Source organism: Bdellovibrio sp. HCB-162 (assembly GCF_047344985.1).
Classification (GTDB): Bacteria; Bdellovibrionota; Bdellovibrionia; order Bdellovibrionales; family Bdellovibrionaceae; genus Bdellovibrio.
In genome coordinates this window covers 96096-116863 of the sequence record NZ_CP178861.1, presented here as the reverse complement: position 1 = coordinate 116863, position 20768 = coordinate 96096, and the positions used below count along the sequence as shown (strand labels likewise).

Below are 20768 nucleotides of genomic sequence, written 5' to 3'. Positions count from 1 at the left end.
GAATTAAGGGGGATATGATGAGACGACACATTTTACTGACAGGACTTTTCCTCAGCCTCTGTGGTCACGTCGCTTTTGCACAAGAAGAACTTGTCGCAGAACCGTCATCGGCAACAGCGGATGAAGGAACTGGCGTCTATCGCTCCCGCAAATTTATCAACCTCACTTTGGGCATTGAGCAGGATGAAAAACTTCCGCCTCTTCCTAATGATATTGAATTTAAAGGTGATTTCCGTCGTATCGTGACGGCGGCTTACGCTAAAGATTTAAACGTCATGCGCTTCACTCCGAAAGCAGAAGGTTTTGCGACTTTAACGATTCACGATAAACGCAATGGTAAAGTCGTTGCGGAATTCCGTATTGACGTTAAGAAAAGTAAGCTTGATAAAGTCGTTCGTGAAATCCGTGCGCTTTTAGGTGATATCGAAGGTATCAATATCAAAATCGTGAACAACAGAGTTGTTGTTGACGGTCAGATCCTTTTACCAAAAGACCTTGCTCGTATCTACAACGTGATTAAACAATTCGGTGACCAAGCTTCTTCTCTTGTGACTTTGAGTCCTTTAGCACAAAAGAAAATTGCAGAGTTCATCGCTCGCGATATCAACAATCCCGAGATCGAAGTCCGTGCCGTGAATGACAAAATCATTCTTCAAGGTTGGGCGAACAGCGAAGAAGAATCAAAACGTGCCGAGATCGTGGCAAAAACTTATCTTCCTGACATCGTGATTGATGCCGCGGAAGACGGTGGTCCGATTAAAAAACGTAAACCTGCGAATGATGGAGTAATCAACCTTATTCAAATTAAGGAAGCTCCGGCAAAACCACCAGCAAAAATGATTCAGCTTGTGGTGCACTACGTGGAATTGAATAAAGACTACTCGAAAGCATTTAAATTCCAATTCACTCCTGAATTGGGCGACAACTCGCAAATGACTTTCCAAACAGGTGGCGACAGCCCAGGTGGTGTGATCAGCTCCATCACAGGAACTGTTTCTAACTTGTTGCCAAAACTCAATTGGGCAAAACAACACGGTCATGCGCGCGTGCTTGAAAGTACAAGCTTGATTGTGGAAGACGGTAAAAAAGGCGAAATCAAACAAGTGACCGACCAACCATATCCAGTCATCGGTAAAGACGGTACACAAGGTACAGCATTTGCCTCTGTGGGTATCGTCACAGGTATTACACCTGTGCTTTTGGGTGAAAAATCCGGAAGTGTGCACATGGAGATGAGTTTTGAAGTGAGCAGCTTGCTTGGTAATACTCCGCAAGGGGCACCGATTGTGAGTAAGAACCAAATGTCGAGCACGGTGACTGTGCGTGATCGTCAAAGTGCGGCGGTGGGTGGTTTGATCCGCAACTCCACTTCGACAGGTTACAATCGTCCAGCTGGACAAAAGAACCCGATCATCAGCTTGTATGCATCTAAAGACTTCATCAAACAACAAAGCCAGTTTGTGGTCTTTGTTACGCCCATCGTGAAAACTTCTGCGAGCTCGGGAGCTGAGCAAATTAAGAAGAAGTTCCGTTTACGCGACTAACATCTCGTAAACGGACCTCCCATTTCAGCCGATAAAGGAAATGGAGGTCTGCATTGGCTATCAATCCTAATTGTAATCTCATCGCTGTAGTCGGTGGTAAAGGCGGCGTCGGTAAGTCCGTTTTTGCCGCGAACTTTGCATGCACCATCATGAACGAACTCAGAGCCCAAGTGCTTTTGATCGATGCAGACGCGAAGAGCGTCGGCGATCAAAACGTCATCATGGGTCTGAAACCACAAAAGACTTTAAAAGAACTTGCGAACTTCCAAGGCTCTCTGAATTCTCAACCTATGAACACCTTGGTGACAATGCACCAATCAGGTTTAGCTTACTTGGGTGCAGTTCGTGGACCGGAAGAATCTTTAAACATCTCTCCTGATCTTTTGGGAAAACTTTTAGAGTTTTTCAGTCGTGCCTTTAAGTTTGTGATTGTCGACGTCGGAACTGATTTGGGTCCGGCACAAATGGCTGTTTTGCAAGAAGCCACCGCAATCATGATCGTGACAAGCCCTGAAGTATTGGTTGTGACGCAAACTCAACGTTTGGTGAATGAACTTCTTTCGGCAACTCTTCCGAAGGACATGTTCCAGCTTGTGATTAACAAAGCTTCACCAACAGGTCTTTCTCCGCAAACGATTTCAAATCAATTGCAACTTCCTTACGTGGGAATCATTCCTCAAGATGAAGCGACATCCATGATGGCGCTTCAAAAGTACACTCCGTTTGTGTTGTCAGCTCCTAAAGCTCCAGTCACAGCGGCGTATTATGATGTCACCCGCAAACTGACGGGCGGCATCCTGCAAAGACTTAAAACAATTGCCCGTCCAAAACCCGCCCCTGCGGCAACAGAACCTGCTGCTGGCGGTGGCTCTGCCAATGCAGCAGCACTGGCAGGAATGGATGCGCGTACACTTCTAAAAATCCGTGTGCACAACGAATTGATTCGCACGGTGGATTTGAAAAAACTTTTGCTGGATACCAAACAAGATGAAGGCAAAGAGAAAGAAATCCGCGAAAAAACAAAAAGAGAAATCACTCTGATTGTCGATAAAGAAGCTCCGGATCTTGCCCGTGAAGAGCGTTCTAAAATTATCAAAGAGGTCCTAGAAGAAGCCTTGGGACTGGGTCCGTTAGAAGATCTTCTTGCCGATCCCGATGTCACCGAGATCATGGTAAATGGTTTTAGAAAAATCTTCGTCGAGAAAAGTGGTAAAGTTCAATTAAGTCCTGTGACGTTCACATCAAATGATCACCTTCGCCGTATCATCGAGCGTATCGTGACTCCACTAGGCCGTCAGATCAACGACTCGACTCCATATGTGGATGCGCGTTTGAAAGACGGTTCGCGTGTGAATGCCGTAATTGAACCGTTAGCAATCGACGGACCTGCTTTGACAATTCGTAAATTTAAAAAAGGTGGTATCACACCTGAGAAGTACATCAATTACGGAAGTATTACGAAGAACATGATCGACTTCCTTCGCATCTGTTCAGAGAACGGTTTAAATATCGTAATCTCCGGTGGTACCGGTTCCGGTAAAACCTCGCTTCTGAATATGCTTTCTTCTTTCATTCCATCGAATGAACGTGTGATCACAGTCGAGGATGCGGCCGAGTTGCAACTTCAACAAGAGCACGTGGTCCGTCTGGAAACACGTCCCGCTTCAATGGAAGGATCCAACGCCGTCACCATTCGTGATTTGATCAAGAATGCCCTGCGTATGCGTCCTGACCGTATCATCGTCGGTGAGTGCCGTGACGGTGCCGCGCTCGACATGCTTCAAGCCATGAATACGGGTCACGATGGTTCCATGACGACGACTCACGCCAACAGTCCGCGTGAGTGTATTGCCCGTCTTGAAACTCTTTGTATGATGTCGGGAATGGAACTTCCTATTCGCGCGATCCGTGAACAAATCGCGGGCGCGGTGAATTTGATTGTTCAGATTTCTCGTTTATCAGATGGTAGCCGTAAGATCTTAAGCATCACTGAAGTTGCCGGTATGCAAGGTGATGTTGTGACGTTGGCAGAGATTTTCCGCTTTAAAGAAACCGGTTACGATAAGAATAGAAAAATTCAGGGCGTGTTCCAGGCCACTGGTACAATCCCAAGCTTCATTCAAAAATTGAGCGACAAAGGTGTTGTGATTCCTCGCGAGATCTTCTCGAATGATCCTGCGACAGCAACTCCAGGTGCTCCAGCAGCGAATGCTCCTAAATCTCCATTGGGTGCTCTGCCAAAAATGCCAGGTGTCGCACCGGTGAAAAAGTCGGGGTAGATCATGAAGTTTCTTGCTAACGAATGGGTGTTAATCCCTCTTTTTGGAATTTGCGTTTTTGTTTTCGTTATCCTTTGGGCTGACAAAACAATTGCGTGGCTCCATAAACGCAGTCTTGGACAGCGTGATGAGGTGATTCGCATGCTTCGTTTAATGGGGAACGACGTGAACGAAAAGAAAATCACCATTCTGATTCTTCTAGTGAGTTTCGGTATGGGCGCTTTGGTTTTCTTGGCTGTGTGGCCAAGTGTGCTTATCGGTTTTATTTTTGGTGCCGCTATCACGGTCGGTGGCTGGCAGCTTCCGTTGTTTGTCGTGAAGCTCACCTACGAACAACGTTGCACACGATTCGTCGATCAAATGGTGGATGGTCTTACTATTATGGCCAACGGTATTAAAGCCGGCTCCAATCCTCAAGAGTCCATGAAGCGCGTGGTAGAGATCATGGGAAATCCCATCAGTCAGGAATTCGCACAAGTTCTTTATCAAATGCAAGTGGGTGATAGTTTTGAAAGTGCACTGAATGATTTAGGCCAGCGCATTCCCCGTCCTGACGTTCAGATGTTTGTAACGTCGATCAATATTTTAAAAGAGACCGGCGGTAACTTGGCAGAGACTTTCCAGACTATCGTCACGGTCATTCGTGAGAGACAAAAAGTAGAGAAAAAAATTCAAGCTCTGACTGCACAAGGCCTCATGCAAGGAATCATCGTCACCATGATTCCGTTTATCTTAATGGCCGTCTTTATGGTGATAGACCCGGGTTTTATCAAACCAATGTTTAACACAACCCTAGGTCTAGTGTTGTTGTTTATGATGCTCGGTCTGCAAATAATCGGTGGCATAGTCATTAAAAAGCTTGTTACCATTAAAGTGTAGTTTGTCAGTTTCTAGGAAGAGGGTACCGATAATGATGAAGAAGGCAATTTTGGCGTTCGCTTTTCTTTTTTCAGCACAAGCTTACGCGCTTGTTGATATGAAAAATGCCAACTACTCCAATACATGGATTGATATGGATGTGCCGGGCAGCGGTTACGATTTGAAAATCGTGCGCACTTACAACAGCCGTTCACTTTTCAATGGTATGTTTGGTTTCGGATGGTGCTCGGATTTCGAAACAGCGATGGAAGTCAACGCTGAAGGAAATATCAAAGTCAAAGAATGCGGTGGCGGTTTGGAAGTGACGTTTGCTCCTCGCGAAGTCACACGCAAAGATGTGGAAAACACGATTGCTCAAATCATCACCAAGATGAAAGCTGAAAAGAAAGTGGGTCTGACAGAGGCTTACTTGACGAATTTGAAAACTCAGCTTCTTGAAGACGACAGTGCTCGTTCTGAGTTCGCGGCAAAATACGGAATTTCCGTTCCTGTTAAAGAAGGTACGAAGTTTTTTGCAAACGGTCGCGAAGTTGAACACTTTGTTTTCAACAAAACATACTACACACGCAATCTTCCAGACGGCAGCGCTCAACGCTTTAGTCCGCAAGGAAAATTGACTCATATCTATGACAAAAACGGCAACTTCTTGAAATTTGATTACGACAAAGACGTGATCGCTTCCATTCAGGATAACAACGGTCGCCGTCTGAACTTTAAGTATTATCAAAACAAAAAAGTTAAATCCATCACAGGCCCGAACGGTTTGATGGCAGATTATAAGTTTGCAAATTTAGATGACCTTGCTTCTGTGAAGAATGCGTGGTTGAAAACTTATACTTACGAATACGACGAACTTCACAACCTCACAAAAGCTTCATGGCCAGATAAAACTTTTATCGCAATTAAGTACGATAAAAAGAACGACTGGGTGACGGCATTTGCAGGTCGTGACAAGTGCTTAGAGTCGTATAAATACGAATTCTCTGCCAACGATCCAAAAAATCACTACTGGTCGACAGTGAAGAAAACTTGCGGCAAAGAAGTGATGGCGGACAATAAATACGAATTCTGGCACCAACAGCGCGCTGACGGTCAGTACTTCCTGCAAAGAGTGATGACGACAGTTAACGGCAACGTCACTGATATCACTTATCATGACGTGTTTGGAAAACCTGTTTCTATCCGTCGTAATGCGGACCGCGTTTCTTACGAGTACTATCCAGATGGACTTGTAAAAGTAAAAGCAGCTCCTAACGTCCGCATGGCTTTTGAATACGATCCAAAAATCAAAAAAGTCAGCGCTGTGACAAGCACGTTCTTTAATGAAAAAGGGGCTAAGGTCTCTGTGAAGAACACGCAATTTAAGTACGATGCCAAAGGCAATCTGACTTATGCGCAAAACAGTGATGGTCAAAAAATCAATATGACTTACGATAACCGTGGGCGTATTGCGACAATCACAGACCATGCAAAGAAAGTCGTTAAGATTGAATACGAAGAGCGTTATGGAAAACCTTCCATCGTCACTCGTCCTGGTCTTGGAACAATTGTAGTAAGTTATAAACCAAATGGGGATATCAACAAAGTGGATAGCAAAGAAGGCCCTTCTGTTGCTATGCAAGTTGCAAGTACATTCAACAACCTGCTAGATATTATTGCCCCTGCAACAGCGGAATTGTATCTATAAAGGAGAAGGTGAATTTATGAAAAGACTTTTAGTTCTTTCCATTTTGTTGGCTGGTCTTGGCTCCGCATTTGTGAGCACCTCCTCCTTTGCACAAGAGGACGATTCAAAAAGAACAGTAAATCCTGGTGAAGACCCAAATGAAGCTCAAGGTGGTAAGCCTTCTGAAGCTGACGTGGCAGCTCCGGGTGTGTGCCCTGAGTGTATCGCTCGTATGAAGCACGGTCGCCTTGGCGATAATACGACTTATAGACCTGCGGGCACAGCAGCTCCAGATAACACTTCGCCAACAACTCGCGAAGGCACTCGTTAAAACTGTCTAGAATCTTGGCATTCGATAACCTAAAAAGGGCTTTGGTCATCCAAAGCCCTTTTATTTTGTCTCAAAGTTAGCTGATTTTACTCTTACTGTCTCGTTTTGAGACGAACTTCATGGCACATCCGATGCATTAGCATTCTTCTGAGTAGATTTATATTTTTTGTACTCGTTACAAAGGAGTCCCTATGAAGAAGATGGTTAAAACCGTTATCGCTATGTCTGTTGTTACTTTCGCATTTGCGTCTGCATCTGTTGCAAGCCCGAAGTGCTCACACAGAGTGGCCTCTGCTTCAAATGATCTTTTGAAAGACACAAACCCTGCGAAGGCCTCTAAGACAACTGTGAAAACGTCTGATAAGACACAGTCAGGTGTAAGATAATTTCTGCTTTCAGGAAGGCGTTAGCGAACTGCTTTTTCGTGAGCGCCTTCTTGAAATCCGTCGACCGTGCTAGCTACGCCATCTTTCAAGCTTTTGCCAAGATTGCGCAAAGCCATGGCGCCGCCAGCCGCCGCACTTTGAATGTATTGAGATGCCGTTGAATTTTGCAACCAATGGAAAGAGTGGTTTTCAATCGAAGCGCCACCTACTTTGACTTGCATAAGAACGATCAAAAGTGCCGTGCAAGCAAAACACTTCAAGACAAATTTAAGTTCTTCCATGAGTTGATTCTCCCAGTTGCGGTAATACCTTTTTAATTGATTCTAAAACTTGTTCTTTGCTGAATGGTTTTGTGATGTAGTCGTCAAACCCAGAGTCATAAGCTTTTTGTACGAGAGCTTCCTGATCAATCGTAGAACAACCGATGATTTTTATTTCCGGATGAAGTTCCTTGATGACTTTAGCGGTTTCAATGCCGTTTCGAAGCGGCATCACCATATCTAAAAAAACCACATCAGGAAGAGTGGACTCCACAAGCGCCACGGCTTCATCACCATTGGCGGCTTCACCCACGCATGTGCCTCCAGCGGAAGTCACAATGTTCTTCACAAGTTCACGTAAAAAAGCGGCGTCGTCTACGACAGCAAAACGTATCTTCATCCGCTTCAGTATAAATTTTATGAGGACTTTTGATTAGTGGATTTTAGTGGCCCCAACGATAGCCTAGGGAGAACATGTATAGCGAGTTCGTCACGCTGACATTCGAAGGCGTTGTGCCTGTACTTGGGTCTGGCAAGTTGGCATTGCCATCAAAAACATTTCGTTCCGCACTCAAACCCAAATTCCAAATCATCTGACTTTCGCGTGTGAATTTCCATTCACCACCTAAATCAAGACCGATACGGATGCTCTCCTCAGAAGATCCGGAGTTGATCGCGGCTCCGGTTTCAGTTTCTGTGTGTTGCAAGCGTGGAAAGAAACTTCCGCCAACAACCCATGAATAATTTTGAGAGCTTGGAATACGCGCTTTTAAACCCACACCGAAACCTTGCGATTTCAGACGAGCACGAGACGTATTGTCGCTAGGCACATTCATTTTATTGTCACTGAGAAGAATAGAAAATTCGACAGAACTGGATTTACGAGACACGCCAAAGAACTTTCTAAAGTTCACACCAAGATCCACAAATTCATACTTTGCAGGGACACGTGAAGAGCCACCCACAGCATCCACGTCAGCTGCAAAAGAAAACATAATCTGCCCGCTCACACCAATAAGAGGTGTCAGCCATACATTTGTTTTAAATTTCAGAGCATTAAAGAAACTTTGGTAATCACGGTATGAATAGTTAGATTGAGAGTCATTGTACGCAACGACTGGCATCACATCCAACTCAACGCGGTTATTACGAATGTCATCGGGATGAATAGTCTCACGATAAAAATCATAGATCTTTTCCGCTTTGCTAGAGAAAAGACTTTCCGCCTGTTCACTGATTCCAGGTTCTTGGACATCCGAAGCAGCAGTTGCACCTGGACTAGACGTTTCTGTTTTCGCCTTCGCAGCTTCTTGTTCTGCTTTGGCTTCAAGAGCTTTTTTCTCGGCTTCTTTTTTCTCTGCTTCAATTTTAGCGAGTTCCGCTTCTTTGCGAGCTTTTTCTTCCGCTTCAAGTTCGCTGGCTTTTAAGGTGCGCACTTTCACGCCATCGCCGTCAGTCACCATAGGCGTAGCTTCACCTTCCGAGGCTGGACGACGAACTTTTTTGGCGCTCTTACGGACTTCGTAACGACCTGAAGAGAAACCTTCAAGACTTGTTTGCGCATGAGTTTGAAAACTCACGGTCAACAATCCAACAACAATGAAAAAAGAAAGAGAAGACTTCATAAGAAATATTTCGGCTCTCGGTCCGAATTACTTGACGCCAAATTGACGAGTTTTCAGAGGCAAGGCAGAATTATTTTATGAAATCATTTCTTCTTAGTTTTTTCTTCGTCGCGATTTGTGCTAGCCAGACCAATGCCCAGAACACTTACGTCAGTAATGCTGACCAAGATCTGGCTATTAAATCCATCGTTCTGGTTCCAACAACGGACAATGTCGGTGGAATTTATGCTCGCCCCGTTGAAGAAGAACTTCGCCAACTTCTTAACGAAGACAAGCAGTGGTCCTTGGCAAATTATCCTCAAGATCTAAAAATCAAATCTGAATTTTTAGATGAGCGTCCTGATGATGTTCAAAAGATTTTACAAGCAGCAAAAAGCGAAGCGGCTCTCACTTCCAAAATTTTACGTGGGCCTCGTGGTATCTCTGTCACGCTCACTCTTTTTGTAGGTCGTGAAGGTTTGCCGCTGTTGCAAGAGGCCCTTATAGACTACAAAGGCTTTGAAACGGCCGAAGTGCGTGCGCAGGTCAGAAAACTTTTTGAAAATATAAAATACCGCATGCCTTTTAGAGCCTCGATCCTGAGCCGTCGCGGTCAGCAAGTGACTCTGAATTTGGGAAGTGCTTATGGTCTAAAACCTGACAGCCGCGTTTCTGTTGTGCAAATCATCAAGGTCAATCGTCATCCCAAGCTTAATTTCATGATCAGCACTGAAAAAGAAGTTTTAGGACGAGTAAAACTTTTTAAAGTCGAACCGTATCTGAGCTTTGGTTATGTCGAAATGGAAAAGGAACCCGGCGTGATCGCCGTTGGTTCTAAAGTGATGCCTGACGAATTCGTAAAATACTCTGTGCCTGTGACAACTCCTTCAGGAAAGGTCTTGCAGGATATTTCCACGCGTCCTGATAAAGACGTCGCTTTCGGTGAAGAGCCGCAAGAGTGGCTCCCCACAATGCCTCCCCAATATGGAAAAATTGAATTGATGGCGGGCCTTTCTAACTACACACAAAACGCAAGTCTTGTCACTTCGGGTTCTGTGAGTGGCAGTACAAACCTGGCTCCAAACATCATGGTGCGTGGTGAGTTGTGGTTGAACCCTGAATGGTACATGGGCATCCAACTTCGTCAGGCTGTTTTTTCGATTGATAATGATCTTGCGGGATCGTCACCAAGCAAACTCAACATGGCAATGGGACAATACGGAGTGAATGTTGGATACAACTTCCTTTTAACAAACGATTACTTCGGTCCTAAGTTGCAAATCGGTGCTGGCTACCTCAATACGAATTTCACAATTGATGACAGCACGCCAACGGCTTTCACAACAATGAAGTACGGTGGCTTTGCACTCAGTATCGCGGGACAATTTCCGCTCTCTGAGGAAATTCCTGTGGATATCGGCGGAAAACTTGATTTCTTCTTGAATCCTTCATTGAGCGAAAACAAAACGAGCGGAAGTTCTTCGGATAATAAGATCAATTCATTTAGTTTCTTCGTCGATTACAAAATGAGGACGCGCTTTAAAATCCGCGGAGAGCTTTTGTTAGAAAACTACAACTCGGACTTTAGCGGCACGGGAACTCGCACGGAGTCCGCATCCAGTGTCAGCCACAAAATGACGACACTGATGGGCGGCGTTCAGTACTTGTTCTAAACAGGGGCCTTGCCTTTTTTGAAACGAAATCCCATCGCAAGCAGAGCATCGAGCCACTTCACCGGAAGATGCTTTGCTAAAAATGCCTGAAAGCAAATTCCTTTTCCAATGAGATAATAGGCTTTTGGATTTGGAGCATTCACAGCGTGCAAAACCTTATCTGTAACCCAAGACACAGGCACAGCTGACCTCGCAACATCTTCTACGGCTGATGTAAGCGCTTCAATCGCTGAGCCATAGATTTTCATTTGCTCACCTGAGATATGCTTTTTTAAATCCTGACTGTGCTCAATAGATTTTTCCCAAATCGGTGTTTGGATCGGACCTGGTTCGATCAAAATCACCTTCACACCCAAAGAGCGCATTTCACGGCGTAAAGAATCCGTGATCGCGCGCACGGCAAATTTACTAGAGCAATAGGGTGCAAGATAGGGTGTCGCAATACGCCCGCTAATCGAGCCGATATTCACAATACGCCCTTGTGTTTCGCGAAGACGCGGTAAAAATTTTTGCGTCATTGCCACAAGTCCCAAAACGTTCACATCAAAAAGATTTTTCCATTCAAGAGAAGGCAAAGACTCAATCGGCCCGCCAACTGCAACACCGGCATTATTTACCAGAATAAATTTCTTATCGGATTTTTGAGATGAGATCGTCTGCCATGCCGATTCAATATCGGCTGCAGAGGTCACATCAAGTTTAAGAACTTTTAAAAGTGTCGGATATTTTTCCTGAAGCGATTTCAGAGTTTCAGGTTTTCTGACTCCCGCCCAAACAGTGTCTCCTTTTTGCAGGAAAGATTCAGTCAGAGCATAACCAATTCCCGAAGAAGCGCCTGTGATTAAAACCTCATTCATAGAAAACTCCTCGTTTATTTCACCGTGACCCTTAGGCCATCACAAAGTTGCAAACCTCTGCGGCAAGATCCGTTAAGAACAATTCCCGGTCTTTCATTGTATCTACCACATTTGGTGGAAGCGTATTCATAAAAGAAAAATGACCCGCGCCCTCAATGATGCGAGTTTCAAGGCGGGTGTGAGGCGACAATTTTTCTTTCAAGATCTCAAGTTGTTGAGGTGGCGTAAAAGTGTCTAGTGATCCAGCCCAAGCCTGGATGGAGGCATGAACATTCTCTAACGACTTTGGAGCCTGAAAAAATCCCGTTGGCGGAGTGAAAAGCACAAGTTTTTTAATACGCTCATCGCGCGTAACTGGAAACTTCTGTCCTTCTTTCATCCACATTTCTCCACCCGCAAGAGCTAACAACAGAGTCGCTCCAATGGAGTGACCTATCCCGCTGATCGACAGATTGGATTCACCAACAATGTTGAGCGCACTTTGCAGAGAATTCACACGTGAACGAAGTTCATCCACACTGGGCCTTGGCGACGCAAGCCTTTCGAAATAGGGAGCAATGACTGTGCAGCCGCTTTCAGATAGCGCCTTTAGCAACGGAAGATGACGTTCGGGATTTCCTCCGCCACCGGCAGCAAAAAGAACTGCTTGTGAAGGAGAAGAGGCATTTAGTCGGAGAGCCTCGCAGGTCAAATTATTGATATTGAAGCTGATCTTTTCCATTGGAATCAGCGTATTCCGAATTCAATGGACGATCACCAACTATTTCAGAATAAAAAAAAGCGGAAGTCCGTTAGGAACTTCCGCTTCATACTAGCTACCTCAGTTGAGGGGCAGATTACATCATGCCGCCCATACCACCCATGCCGCCATGATCTGGCATTGCAGGAGCTGCAGTTTCTTTCTTAGGAGCTTCAGCGATCATTGTTTCAGTAGTAAGCATCAAAGACGCAACAGAAGCTGCGTTCGTTAATGCACAACGAACAACTTTAACTGGATCGATAACACCGTCTTTGATCAAGTCAGTGTATTCGTCAGAGTATGCGTTGAATCCCCAAGTAACAGATTTGTTTTGAAGGATACGATCCAAAACGATCGCGCCATCAAGACCTGCGTTTGCAGAGATTTGACGAATTGGCTCTTCGCAAGCACGTTTGATGATCATTGCGCCGAAAGCTTCTTCTTCAGAGTATTTAGTTTTATCAACTTTTTGAGAAGCGCGAAGCAAAGCAGTACCACCACCAGCTACGATACCTTCTTCAACAGCAGCGCGAGTCGCGTTCAAAGCGTCTTCTACGCGGTGTTTTTTCTCTTTCATTTCAACTTCTGAAGGAGCACCAACGTGGATAACAGCTACGCCGCCAGCCAATTTAGCCAAACGCTCTTTCAATTTTTCTTTGTCGTAGTCAGAAGTAGTTTCTTCGATTTGAGCTTTGATAGCAGAAACACGTGCAGTGATTTCAGCTTTTTTACCAGCGCCATCGATAACTGTTGTGTTGTCTTTGTCTACAACGATGCGTTTCGCAACACCAAGATCAGCAACAGTTGCTTGCTCTAGTTTGCGGCCGATGTCTTCAGAGATCACTTTCGCGCCAGTCAAGATCGCGATGTCTTCAAGCATAGCTTTACGACGGTCACCGAAGCCAGGAGCTTTAACAGCACAGATGTGAAGAGTGCCACGAAGTTTGTTCACAACTAGAGTTGCAAGTGCTTCGCCTTCAACGTCTTCAGCGATGATCAACAATTGACGACCTTGCTTAGCAACGCCTTCAAGGATACCGATCATGTCTTTCATTGAAGAGATTTTTTTGTCGTAAACAAGAACGTAAGCGTTCTCAAGAACTGCTTCCATTCTTTCTGCGTTAGTTACGAAGTATGGAGACAAGTAACCACGGTCGAATTGCATACCTTCAACAACAGTCACTTCCGTTTTTGCAGTTTTAGATTCTTCGATAGTGATAACGCCTTCACGACCTACTTTATCCATAGCGTCTGCAAGCATTTGACCGATTTCTTTGTCGTTGTTTGCAGAGATTGAACCAACTTGAGCAACTTCGTTAGAACCTTTAACAGGTTTAGACATTGCTTTAAGTTCGTCGATAACAGTTGCTACAGCTTTGTCGATACCGCGTTTGATGAACATTGGGTTGTGACCTGCAGAAACAAGTTTAGCACCTTCGCGGTAGATCGCTTGCGCTAGAACAGTTGCAGTTGTTGTACCGTCACCGGCTTCATCGTTAGTTTTGGAAGCAACTTCCTTAACCATCTGAGCGCCCATGTTTTCGAATTTGTTTTCCAATTCGATTTCTTTAGCAACAGTTACACCGTCTTTAGTGATAAGAGGAGAACCGAAAGACTTGTCGATAACAACGTTACGACCTTTAGGTCCCAAAGTTACTTTTACTGCGTTCGCAAGAGTGTTCACACCTTTCAAGATGTGCGCGCGAGCGTCTTCTGAGAATGTTAATACTTTAGACATAATTTACTCCGTTTTTAATTTATTAAAAGCTAAGCGCGTGCCGCTTGCGTGTTAGTTGAAAACACCCAAGATGTCTTCTTCGCGCATCATCAAATATTCTGCGCCTTCAAGTTTCAACTCAGTTCCCGCATATTTGCTAAAAAGAACTTTGTCGCCAACTTTAACTTCCAACGGAAGAACTTTTCCGTCTTCAGTGATACGACCTTTACCAGTCGCAATGATTTCACCTTTTTGTGGTTTTTCTTTTGCTGTGTCTGGGATGAAAAGTCCGCCAGCGGTTTTTTCTTCTTCCGCCATTCTGCGAACAAGGATTCTGTCGTGCAATGGACGAACGCCAATTTCACTCTTAGCCATAGTGTGCCTCCGTTTAGTTATATAACAACGAAGGTAATATGAAGGTGCCACTGAAAGAGTCAAGGTCGGGTGCCTTATTTTTCTTTAAGGCACAACTTAATGCGGCGAGTAAATGAGAATTTTCGAGGATTTATTAGAACAAAAATTTTATTTAATAGCGTCTTTACCAACGTTCGTAGCACTGACTGGAAGGTCCGCAGCGTGGGCTCCGAAAACAGAGTTTGCGTAAGCCGTCATAAGCTCTGCCACTTCCTCTGCGGAAAGCTTGCCTGCCACTTCATTAAAAGCAGACTTCTTGTCTTGAACTTTCGTCAAATAACCCACGAAATAGTCGGTCACAGAAAGATCTTTGGCGACATCCAAATCGTATTGTTCTTCACGCAACTGGCGCTCTAATCTTTCAACGGATTTATCTTGAGAGGAAACGGCCTCAACCGCCGCCTTATTCGCCATATTAGGATCTGTACCCAACGCCATTGTACGAGATGATTTCTTCGCCGCGATTTGGGCTTTCAGAGTAGAAACTTTGCCCTCAGCCAGTACGACTTGCTCAGTTTTCCATTCGCGATAGCTTTTCACCTGGGCTCCCGCTTTCATAGCAAAAGCGGTCATAGACCAAAAGGCGATAAGAGGTAAAAGTTTAAGAAAGCGCATGAGCTCCTCCAACAGACGTCCACAATTCCAGAAGGCCATATTACAAGGGTTGTGCCGCCTGCAAGATGACTCATTTGCAATATATGGGATCTGACGTATTCTCGAAGCCCAAACGTGTTACTTTGAGACAATTTTGGTTTTACACTTATGGGGTCCAACAATCCTTTCCCAAATTCGTCCGCTGACTAAGGCTGAGACGGTTTCTTCTCGTAAAAAGACGTTATTTTCCCTCTGGCGGGGCATGGCACTTGAAGTGTTTTTGAGTATGGGAAAACAAAAAGTCATCTCGGTACTTATCTTGATTTTAGGACTGAATGCTCGCGCGGACGTGGTTCTTACCATGGGCGGCGACGTGAACTTTAACCGCAATCGTCAGGTTGTCGATCCCAATGGAGTTCTTTACGGAGACACTCTTGCTCGCTGGAACTCTTTCACAAGTCAGTTAAAACCATTAATCAATGGCGATATCAACTTTGCAAATATTGAAACCGTCGTGTCTTCAACAAATGACCTTAAAGACGAAGACAAAAAGTTTGCGTTTAAGAGTCATCCCAATGCTGTTCGCCATTTGATCGAACTTGGATTTAATCTTTTTAACGTTTCTAACAATCACACTTATGACTACGGCCTTCCCGGCATGCAGCAAACAGTTTATGAAATGGATAAACTTAAAGCGGAATTTCCGCAGATGGTTTACGACGGCGTGGGTTTGCGAAAGCAAGTTCTAGAGCCAAAAGTTTTTGACGTGAATGGAATTCGTTTTGCCTTTGCCTCTATGTCAATTGGTGAGCCGCGCTTCCGCGCCACCAATGAAAACGTAGGTATGCTTCTTATCCGTGACGACAGAGATTATAAAGAACTCGTCACAGCTTTTGCTCGCACGAAAGCTGATTATAAAATTCTTTCGATTCATTTTGGTATCGAAGGAAAACCGACTCTTGAAGACGGACAGAAATCCCGCTTCGAATACGCCATTCAATACGGCGGAGTGAATCTTATCATCGGTCATCACCCGCATGTGATTCGTCCCATTGAAAAATGGGGCGACCGTTTGATTTATTATAGTCTTGGAAATTATTTGATGGTGGGCTCTGCCGACATCACAAAAAAATCAGATCCAAATACGGATTGGGGCATGTTCTCTCGTTTGTATTTAGAAAGAGATCCTTCAACAGGTAAAGTGAAAGTCGACGCCGTTGAAGTGATTCCTTTAACGAACACGCACAATCGCACAGCTCCAATGCCTGCGGATAAAGCTGCCGCACGTATCGGAAATCTCAATCAACTTTCAGCGATGCAACTGCAAAACTATGCGATGCGCTTGCAGCTTGATCCATTTACAGGTCGCGGGATTTTCTGTGACAGCCAGATGACTTCGATTCGCGCAAAAACAATGTGTGCGGGTCAGTTCTCAAAATAAAAATATTTAACGGGAGCATTATAAAAAGCATGCTTCAAAAATTTGGAAATCCATATCAAAGGCTAAGCTTAGTCTAGTCTAGCTTGTTAGTCCTGTACCATAGGTTAGTGTCCCGTATGCTAATAATAAGCGGGAGATTCTCATCTTATGATTAACATTGAGTCGCTAATCCATAAGCACAAAAAAACAATTCATGCCAAAATTCAGTCTAAATTGCCCAGCATTCGCAGCGAAGAGGATCTTCGTATAGCATTTGTAAAAAGCCTAGATTCATTTTGTGAAGCCTGTGAATTAGATTTTGATGGCAATCATGAAGTGCCTTTGGGTAAGGGAAGAATTGACTCAGTATACAGCTATGTCTTTATTGAATTTAAAAAACCTGGACGGATTGGTGATTCTCTGCAATCTGCTGGATCAAAAGAAGTCGTAAAACAAATTAAGGACCGTTTTAATGCACTAGCATCCGAACAAAAAGAAGCAAAAGTTAAACGTTACTTTGCAGTCGGCACGGACGGAAAATCATACATCTTTGCAAGATATAAAAATGGCGATGTGGAGGTCGGTGATCCGATCTCTCATTCAGAATTTGCAATTGAAACCGTTCTTAGAAAAATATCCTCATGTGGCAACGGTGGCAGAGCACTCACAAGTGAAAATCTTGCATCAGATTTTTCTATTGAAAACAATGACATCGTTAACTCAATAAAATCGTTTTACTACACTGCTTTAAATAGCAAGCACCCAAAAACAGTGACTTTTATTCAACAATGGATGCTTCATTTTAGCGAAGTCTGCGGATACGACATTGAAAAACCCGGAGAAGGCATTCGAGAACTCTGCCAATCTATTACCGGCAATAATAAACGTCCAGAGTTAATTTTATTTGCTCTGCATACTTACTACTCGATATTTATTAAACTATTGGCCGCCGAAATACTTCACTATCTTCACAATATGGGTTCTTTTTTAACCCAGGACGTAGAAGCCTCAAAAAAACATCTTCGTGACAAGATCCACCTTTTAGAGAGGGGTGCTATTTTTAAGGAAATAGGCATTAAAAACCTATTGGAAGGAGATTTGTTTAGTTGGTATGTCGATGATTGGAACGATGACATTTCAGAGTCTGTTAGAGGTTTAGTAAAAAAGCTTAACCGCTACGAGATGGCGTCCATCGGGGTTGATTTTGCATCCGCAAACGATTTATTAAAGGACCTTTATGAAAAGTTAATTCCCAAATATGTTCGACACTCAAGTGGCGAGTATTACACTCCAGACTGGCTAGCTGAACATGTAATTGCAGAATCAGGATTTACAGGAGAGGCAGGAAAAAGGTTACTTGATCCTTCTTGCGGATCGGGAACATTTTTAGTTGAAGCTATTAATCGCAAAATTCAGAATCAAAAACAAACTAATGATGTCGAAGCCGCCAGAGAAATATTGTCCTCAGTTGTCGGTTTCGATCTGAATCCGATCGCAGTTATTTCTGCTCGTGTAAACTACTTAATAGCAATATTTCCGTATCTCAGAGATAAAAACATGGAAATTGAAATTCCGATCTATTTGACGGATTCCATTCTAACCCCCTGTTACAAAGAAATTCGTGAGCTTACCCATATATTAAGATTTCAAACAGCAGCAGGAGATTTTTTCATCCCAAAAGAGATTATAAAAAAAGACATCATGCCTGTCTTCTGCGAACAGTTGGAGGAGGCAGTTAAAGCCAAGTTATCTAATATTGATTTGTGGAAGGTCTTAAGTAAAAAGTTTGATTTAAGTGACCATTTGAAATCTGACTATCTCGATTTGTATCAGAAGCTTTTAACTCTAGATAAAGAACGTAGGAATGGGGTTTGGGCGCGAATAATAAAAAATATGTTTGCCCCGGTTCTTAATGGAAAATTTGATTTCGTTTGTGGCAATCCCCCGTGGGTAAGATGGGGTTACTTACCCGATGCCTATCGAGATGCCACAAAACATATCTGGGAAGACTATGGCCTGTTTAGTCTGTCTGGCAAACAAGCACAGCTTTCAGGGGGTGAAAAAGACATTAGCCAATTATTCTCATACGTCTGTATCGACCATTATTTAAAAGATGGAGGTATCTTGGCGTTTCTCATTACTCAAAGCGTATTCCGAGCAAAAGGACAAGCCGACGGCTTTAGAAGATTTCAGCTTGGAGATAGAGAATATTTTAGAGTTCGACAAATCGATGATCTTGTAGAAATCAAGCCTTTTGATGGCGTTGGTAATAAGACAGTTTTTTTTGTGGCAGAAAAGGGTTCTAAAACAAAATATCCAGTTTCATATAATCAATGGTCAAAAAAGAAAAATGTTAAATATGACGTACATTCCTCTCTCAAGCATGTTCTGAACTGCGTTCAAGTTAAAAACTTACAGGCGCAACCTGGTGGAAAGAAAGAAGCATCTTTTCTTCAAGTTAGCTCCAAAGCCGGTTCAACCACGTTGAAATGTCTCCACGGTTCATCTTCATACAAACCTTTAAGAGGAGCGGGAACCGACCCATACGCAGTTTACCAGTTTGAAAGCATTCAGAAAGCAGGCGATGGATACTTGATTAAAAACCGCTCCAAAGGCGCTAAGAAAAAGGCAAAAACCGTCCAAAAAAATATTGAGGGCACTTTCATTTACCCTTTTATTGAAGGAAGCGACATTGAAACCGGATATATTTCGGGCAATTCCTACGGTCTTATGGTCCAGGATATAAATACTAGAATGGCTGTTGAAAAAGTGGAGATTGCGGCAAAATCACCAAAAACACTTTCATATTTATGTGATTTTGAGAATATCCTTAAATCCCGAAAATCTAAATTCGTTAAACAGTTGATGAGTAGAAGTGAATTCTACTCGATGTACGGAATTTCAAAAGAAACAATTTCTGATTGGAAGGTCGTTTGGAGACGGATGGGCGACACATTTAAGTGTGCGATTCTCGGACCATGTTCAGACAAAATTACCAAGAAAAAGAAATGGATTCCTACCGATACTGTTGCATTTCTTGCACTTAGAGGCCCGAAAGAAGCGCTTTATACATGGGCTATACTAACTTCTAGTATATTCCGCTGGTATTTAAACTCCGTTTCAACACCGGGTCGAGGATACGCTCCACCGAGCGTAGTTGGACAATTTAACTTAGGAGCATTCAAGTCTGGCGACAGAACGCATAGAAATGTTGTTCGTTCTGCGGTTAAGTTCCTAAAATTGCTGTATTCGGCAAAAAATAAGAGCGATTGGGAAAAGGTCCAACATGCATTCAATAACTTAGAGCTATGCGTTGGAGAGGTTTACGGTATTTCAATTGATCAGCTGGAGAAAATGAAGCAAGAACTACCTGAAAAAGAGCGCAAAGAAATTACTTTTATTGGCAGAAATGACAGGATTACTCCATCTGAAAATATAAGCTTCGTTGCTCAACTTTCCAAGGCGGTTTAATGGACAATATTCTACATTTTAATAAACCAAAAAAACTTGGTAGCTCTAAATTAGGAAAAGTTAAATGGTGGAACGACGCCCGTAGAATGGGTTTTGTCATTGCCGACGGGGAAGAGTTCCTAATCACAGATAAAAATCCTGAAATCCTTCCGCACTTAAAAGAAGGTGTCGATATCAGATTCGTGCCCTATGAAACCGTAAGAGGGTTGGAGGCGCGTGATTTGGAATTGCCTCAAATCACCATCTAAAAAGGACCCATGCTATTGAGTGGTCCCACAGAAAAATAAAAAAGCCAAGCTTATCAGCCTGGCTTTCTTAATCACATTTATTTAGAAAATAAATGGCTCAGAAGGAGGGACTCGAACCCCCGACCCAGCGGTTAACAGCCGCTTGCTCTACCGACTGAGCTACTTCTGAACTCGGTGAAAAGCTAAATTAGGGCCTCTGCCCCCATTTTGTCAAACAGAATAATCTTAAGGAACTGCAAGCCTTTCCAGAACTTTAACCAGCCCCGGCGATGAAAAAGGCATTCCCTGAACCCGAAAAATAGGGGATTGGACGGCTTTTTCCAGTGACACGGGATTTCCTGCGCCCGGATATGCCTTCATCTTAAGCTTATAAACCAGAGTCTCCGCCGGGTCTTGGGTAAATCCCCCGATCATCAGCTCACAAACCGCAGAAAGATCCTGTTTGGAAGTCAGAGTTTTTAAAACCTCCCCCGTTTCGGAAAAGATTTCGACCTTTGCGGTATCGCCGGGACACCAATTTAAGAGACGCTGATCGCCGCCCAAAAGCAACCCGACAACGCTATTGGGATCACCCGCCTGAGTTTGAATTTTGGGCGATTGCAAAGCCTTAATCCCGTAAATCACGACAACAAGAGCTAACAACAACATTGAGACTTTTAAAATCAGACCTAGCTTCATGTTATTTA

General features: G+C 43.7%; 19 protein-coding genes and 1 tRNA gene. 10 read left to right on the top strand and 10 right to left on the bottom strand.

Going from position 1 to position 20768, the window contains the following annotated elements:
* The first annotated feature begins 14 nt into the window (after positions 1 to 14).
* The 6 genes from ACLSSO_RS00550 to ACLSSO_RS00525 all read left to right on the top strand — a co-directional run bounded on the left by ACLSSO_RS00550 (position 15) and on the right by ACLSSO_RS00525 (position 7085).
* Positions 15 to 1544, top strand: coding sequence for a BON domain-containing protein (locus ACLSSO_RS00550; protein ID WP_413943760.1), 1530 nt, complete (start codon positions 15 to 17; stop codon positions 1542 to 1544).
* Positions 1545 to 1597: 53 nt separating this feature from the next.
* The gene (locus tag ACLSSO_RS00545) at positions 1598 to 3823 is read left to right on the top strand and encodes an ATPase, T2SS/T4P/T4SS family (RefSeq protein ID WP_413943759.1); all 2226 of its coding nucleotides are present in this window, start codon (positions 1598 to 1600) and stop codon (positions 3821 to 3823) included.
* 3 nt (positions 3824 to 3826) lie between these two features.
* Positions 3827 to 4702 (top strand): type II secretion system F family protein, encoded by an 876-nt coding sequence (locus tag ACLSSO_RS00540; protein ID WP_295905165.1) that lies wholly within the window; start codon positions 3827 to 3829, stop codon positions 4700 to 4702.
* Positions 4703 to 4733: 31 nt separating this feature from the next.
* Complete coding sequence (locus ACLSSO_RS00535; protein WP_295905163.1) at positions 4734 to 6389, top strand: RHS repeat domain-containing protein; 1656 nt, start codon at positions 4734 to 4736, stop codon at positions 6387 to 6389.
* A gap of 16 nt (positions 6390 to 6405) precedes the next feature.
* A complete protein-coding gene (locus ACLSSO_RS00530; protein ID WP_295905161.1) occupies positions 6406 to 6699 on the top strand; it encodes a hypothetical protein in 294 nt (97 codons plus the stop codon).
* Between the two features lie 191 nt (positions 6700 to 6890).
* Entirely contained in the window at positions 6891 to 7085 is a 195-nt protein-coding gene (locus ACLSSO_RS00525; protein WP_295905158.1) for a hypothetical protein, read from the top strand.
* A gap of 20 nt (positions 7086 to 7105) precedes the next feature.
* Here ACLSSO_RS00525 and ACLSSO_RS00520 read toward each other — a convergent pair whose 3' ends face one another.
* The 3 genes from ACLSSO_RS00520 to ACLSSO_RS00510 are packed head-to-tail and all read right to left on the bottom strand — an operon-like array spanning position 7106 to position 8970.
* Positions 7106 to 7366 carry a hypothetical protein gene (locus ACLSSO_RS00520; protein WP_295905156.1) on the bottom strand — a complete coding sequence of 87 codons (261 nt, stop codon included), beginning with the start codon at positions 7364 to 7366 and terminating at the stop codon, positions 7106 to 7108.
* Positions 7353 to 7745: a response regulator gene (locus tag ACLSSO_RS00515; protein WP_413943758.1), complete on the bottom strand. Its 393-nt coding sequence runs from the start codon at positions 7743 to 7745 to the stop codon at positions 7353 to 7355. The genes ACLSSO_RS00520 and ACLSSO_RS00515 overlap by 14 nt, the downstream gene beginning before the upstream one ends.
* A gap of 43 nt (positions 7746 to 7788) precedes the next feature.
* Positions 7789 to 8970, bottom strand: coding sequence for a hypothetical protein (locus ACLSSO_RS00510; RefSeq protein WP_413943757.1), 1182 nt, complete (start codon positions 8968 to 8970; stop codon positions 7789 to 7791).
* Positions 8971 to 9047: 77 nt separating this feature from the next.
* On the opposite strand from ACLSSO_RS00510, the gene ACLSSO_RS00505 reads away from it, so the two are divergent.
* Positions 9048 to 10622 (top strand): hypothetical protein, encoded by a 1575-nt coding sequence (locus ACLSSO_RS00505; protein WP_413943756.1) that lies wholly within the window; start codon positions 9048 to 9050, stop codon positions 10620 to 10622.
* Here ACLSSO_RS00505 and ACLSSO_RS00500 read toward each other — a convergent pair.
* The 5 genes from ACLSSO_RS00500 to ACLSSO_RS00480 form a co-directional block, all read right to left on the bottom strand.
* A complete protein-coding gene (locus ACLSSO_RS00500) occupies positions 10619 to 11479 on the bottom strand; it encodes an SDR family oxidoreductase (protein WP_413943755.1) in 861 nt (286 codons plus the stop codon). The two genes, ACLSSO_RS00505 and ACLSSO_RS00500, sit on opposite strands and share 4 nt — an antisense overlap.
* Positions 11480 to 11510: 31 nt before the next feature.
* The gene (locus ACLSSO_RS00495) at positions 11511 to 12200 is read right to left on the bottom strand and encodes an alpha/beta hydrolase family protein (protein ID WP_413943754.1); all 690 of its coding nucleotides are present in this window, start codon (positions 12198 to 12200) and stop codon (positions 11511 to 11513) included.
* 115 nt (positions 12201 to 12315) lie between these two features.
* On the bottom strand, positions 12316 to 13956 hold the full coding sequence (gene groL, locus ACLSSO_RS00490) for a chaperonin GroEL (RefSeq protein WP_413943753.1): 1641 nt from the start codon (positions 13954 to 13956) through the stop codon (positions 12316 to 12318).
* A gap of 51 nt (positions 13957 to 14007) precedes the next feature.
* The gene (gene groES, locus ACLSSO_RS00485) at positions 14008 to 14310 is read right to left on the bottom strand and encodes a co-chaperone GroES (RefSeq protein WP_277576325.1); all 303 of its coding nucleotides are present in this window, start codon (positions 14308 to 14310) and stop codon (positions 14008 to 14010) included.
* Positions 14311 to 14457: 147 nt separating this feature from the next.
* Entirely contained in the window at positions 14458 to 14964 is a 507-nt protein-coding gene (locus ACLSSO_RS00480; protein ID WP_295900380.1) for a hypothetical protein, read from the bottom strand.
* 241 nt (positions 14965 to 15205) lie between these two features.
* Here ACLSSO_RS00480 and ACLSSO_RS00475 point away from each other — a divergent pair, with 241 nt between their 5' ends.
* The 3 genes from ACLSSO_RS00475 to ACLSSO_RS00465 all read left to right on the top strand — a co-directional run bounded on the left by ACLSSO_RS00475 (position 15206) and on the right by ACLSSO_RS00465 (position 20082).
* Positions 15206 to 16384, top strand: a complete 1179-nt coding sequence (locus ACLSSO_RS00475; protein ID WP_413943752.1) for a CapA family protein — start codon at positions 15206 to 15208, stop codon at positions 16382 to 16384.
* Positions 16385 to 16531: 147 nt separating this feature from the next.
* Positions 16532 to 19834 carry an N-6 DNA methylase gene (locus ACLSSO_RS00470; RefSeq protein ID WP_413943751.1) on the top strand — a complete coding sequence of 1101 codons (3303 nt, stop codon included), beginning with the start codon at positions 16532 to 16534 and terminating at the stop codon, positions 19832 to 19834.
* Positions 19834 to 20082: a cold-shock protein gene (locus tag ACLSSO_RS00465; RefSeq protein WP_413943750.1), complete on the top strand. Its 249-nt coding sequence runs from the start codon at positions 19834 to 19836 to the stop codon at positions 20080 to 20082. The genes ACLSSO_RS00470 and ACLSSO_RS00465 overlap by 1 nt, the downstream gene beginning before the upstream one ends.
* A 93-nt stretch (positions 20083 to 20175) precedes the next feature.
* On the opposite strand, the gene ACLSSO_RS00460 is transcribed toward ACLSSO_RS00465, so the two are convergent.
* Together ACLSSO_RS00460 and ACLSSO_RS00455 are read right to left on the bottom strand one after the other, a co-directional pair.
* A tRNA-Asn gene (locus ACLSSO_RS00460) sits at positions 20176 to 20251 on the bottom strand.
* 56 nt (positions 20252 to 20307) lie between these two features.
* The gene (locus ACLSSO_RS00455; protein WP_295900375.1) at positions 20308 to 20760 is read right to left on the bottom strand and encodes a hypothetical protein; all 453 of its coding nucleotides are present in this window, start codon (positions 20758 to 20760) and stop codon (positions 20308 to 20310) included.
* Positions 20761 to 20768: the final 8 nt, after the last annotated feature.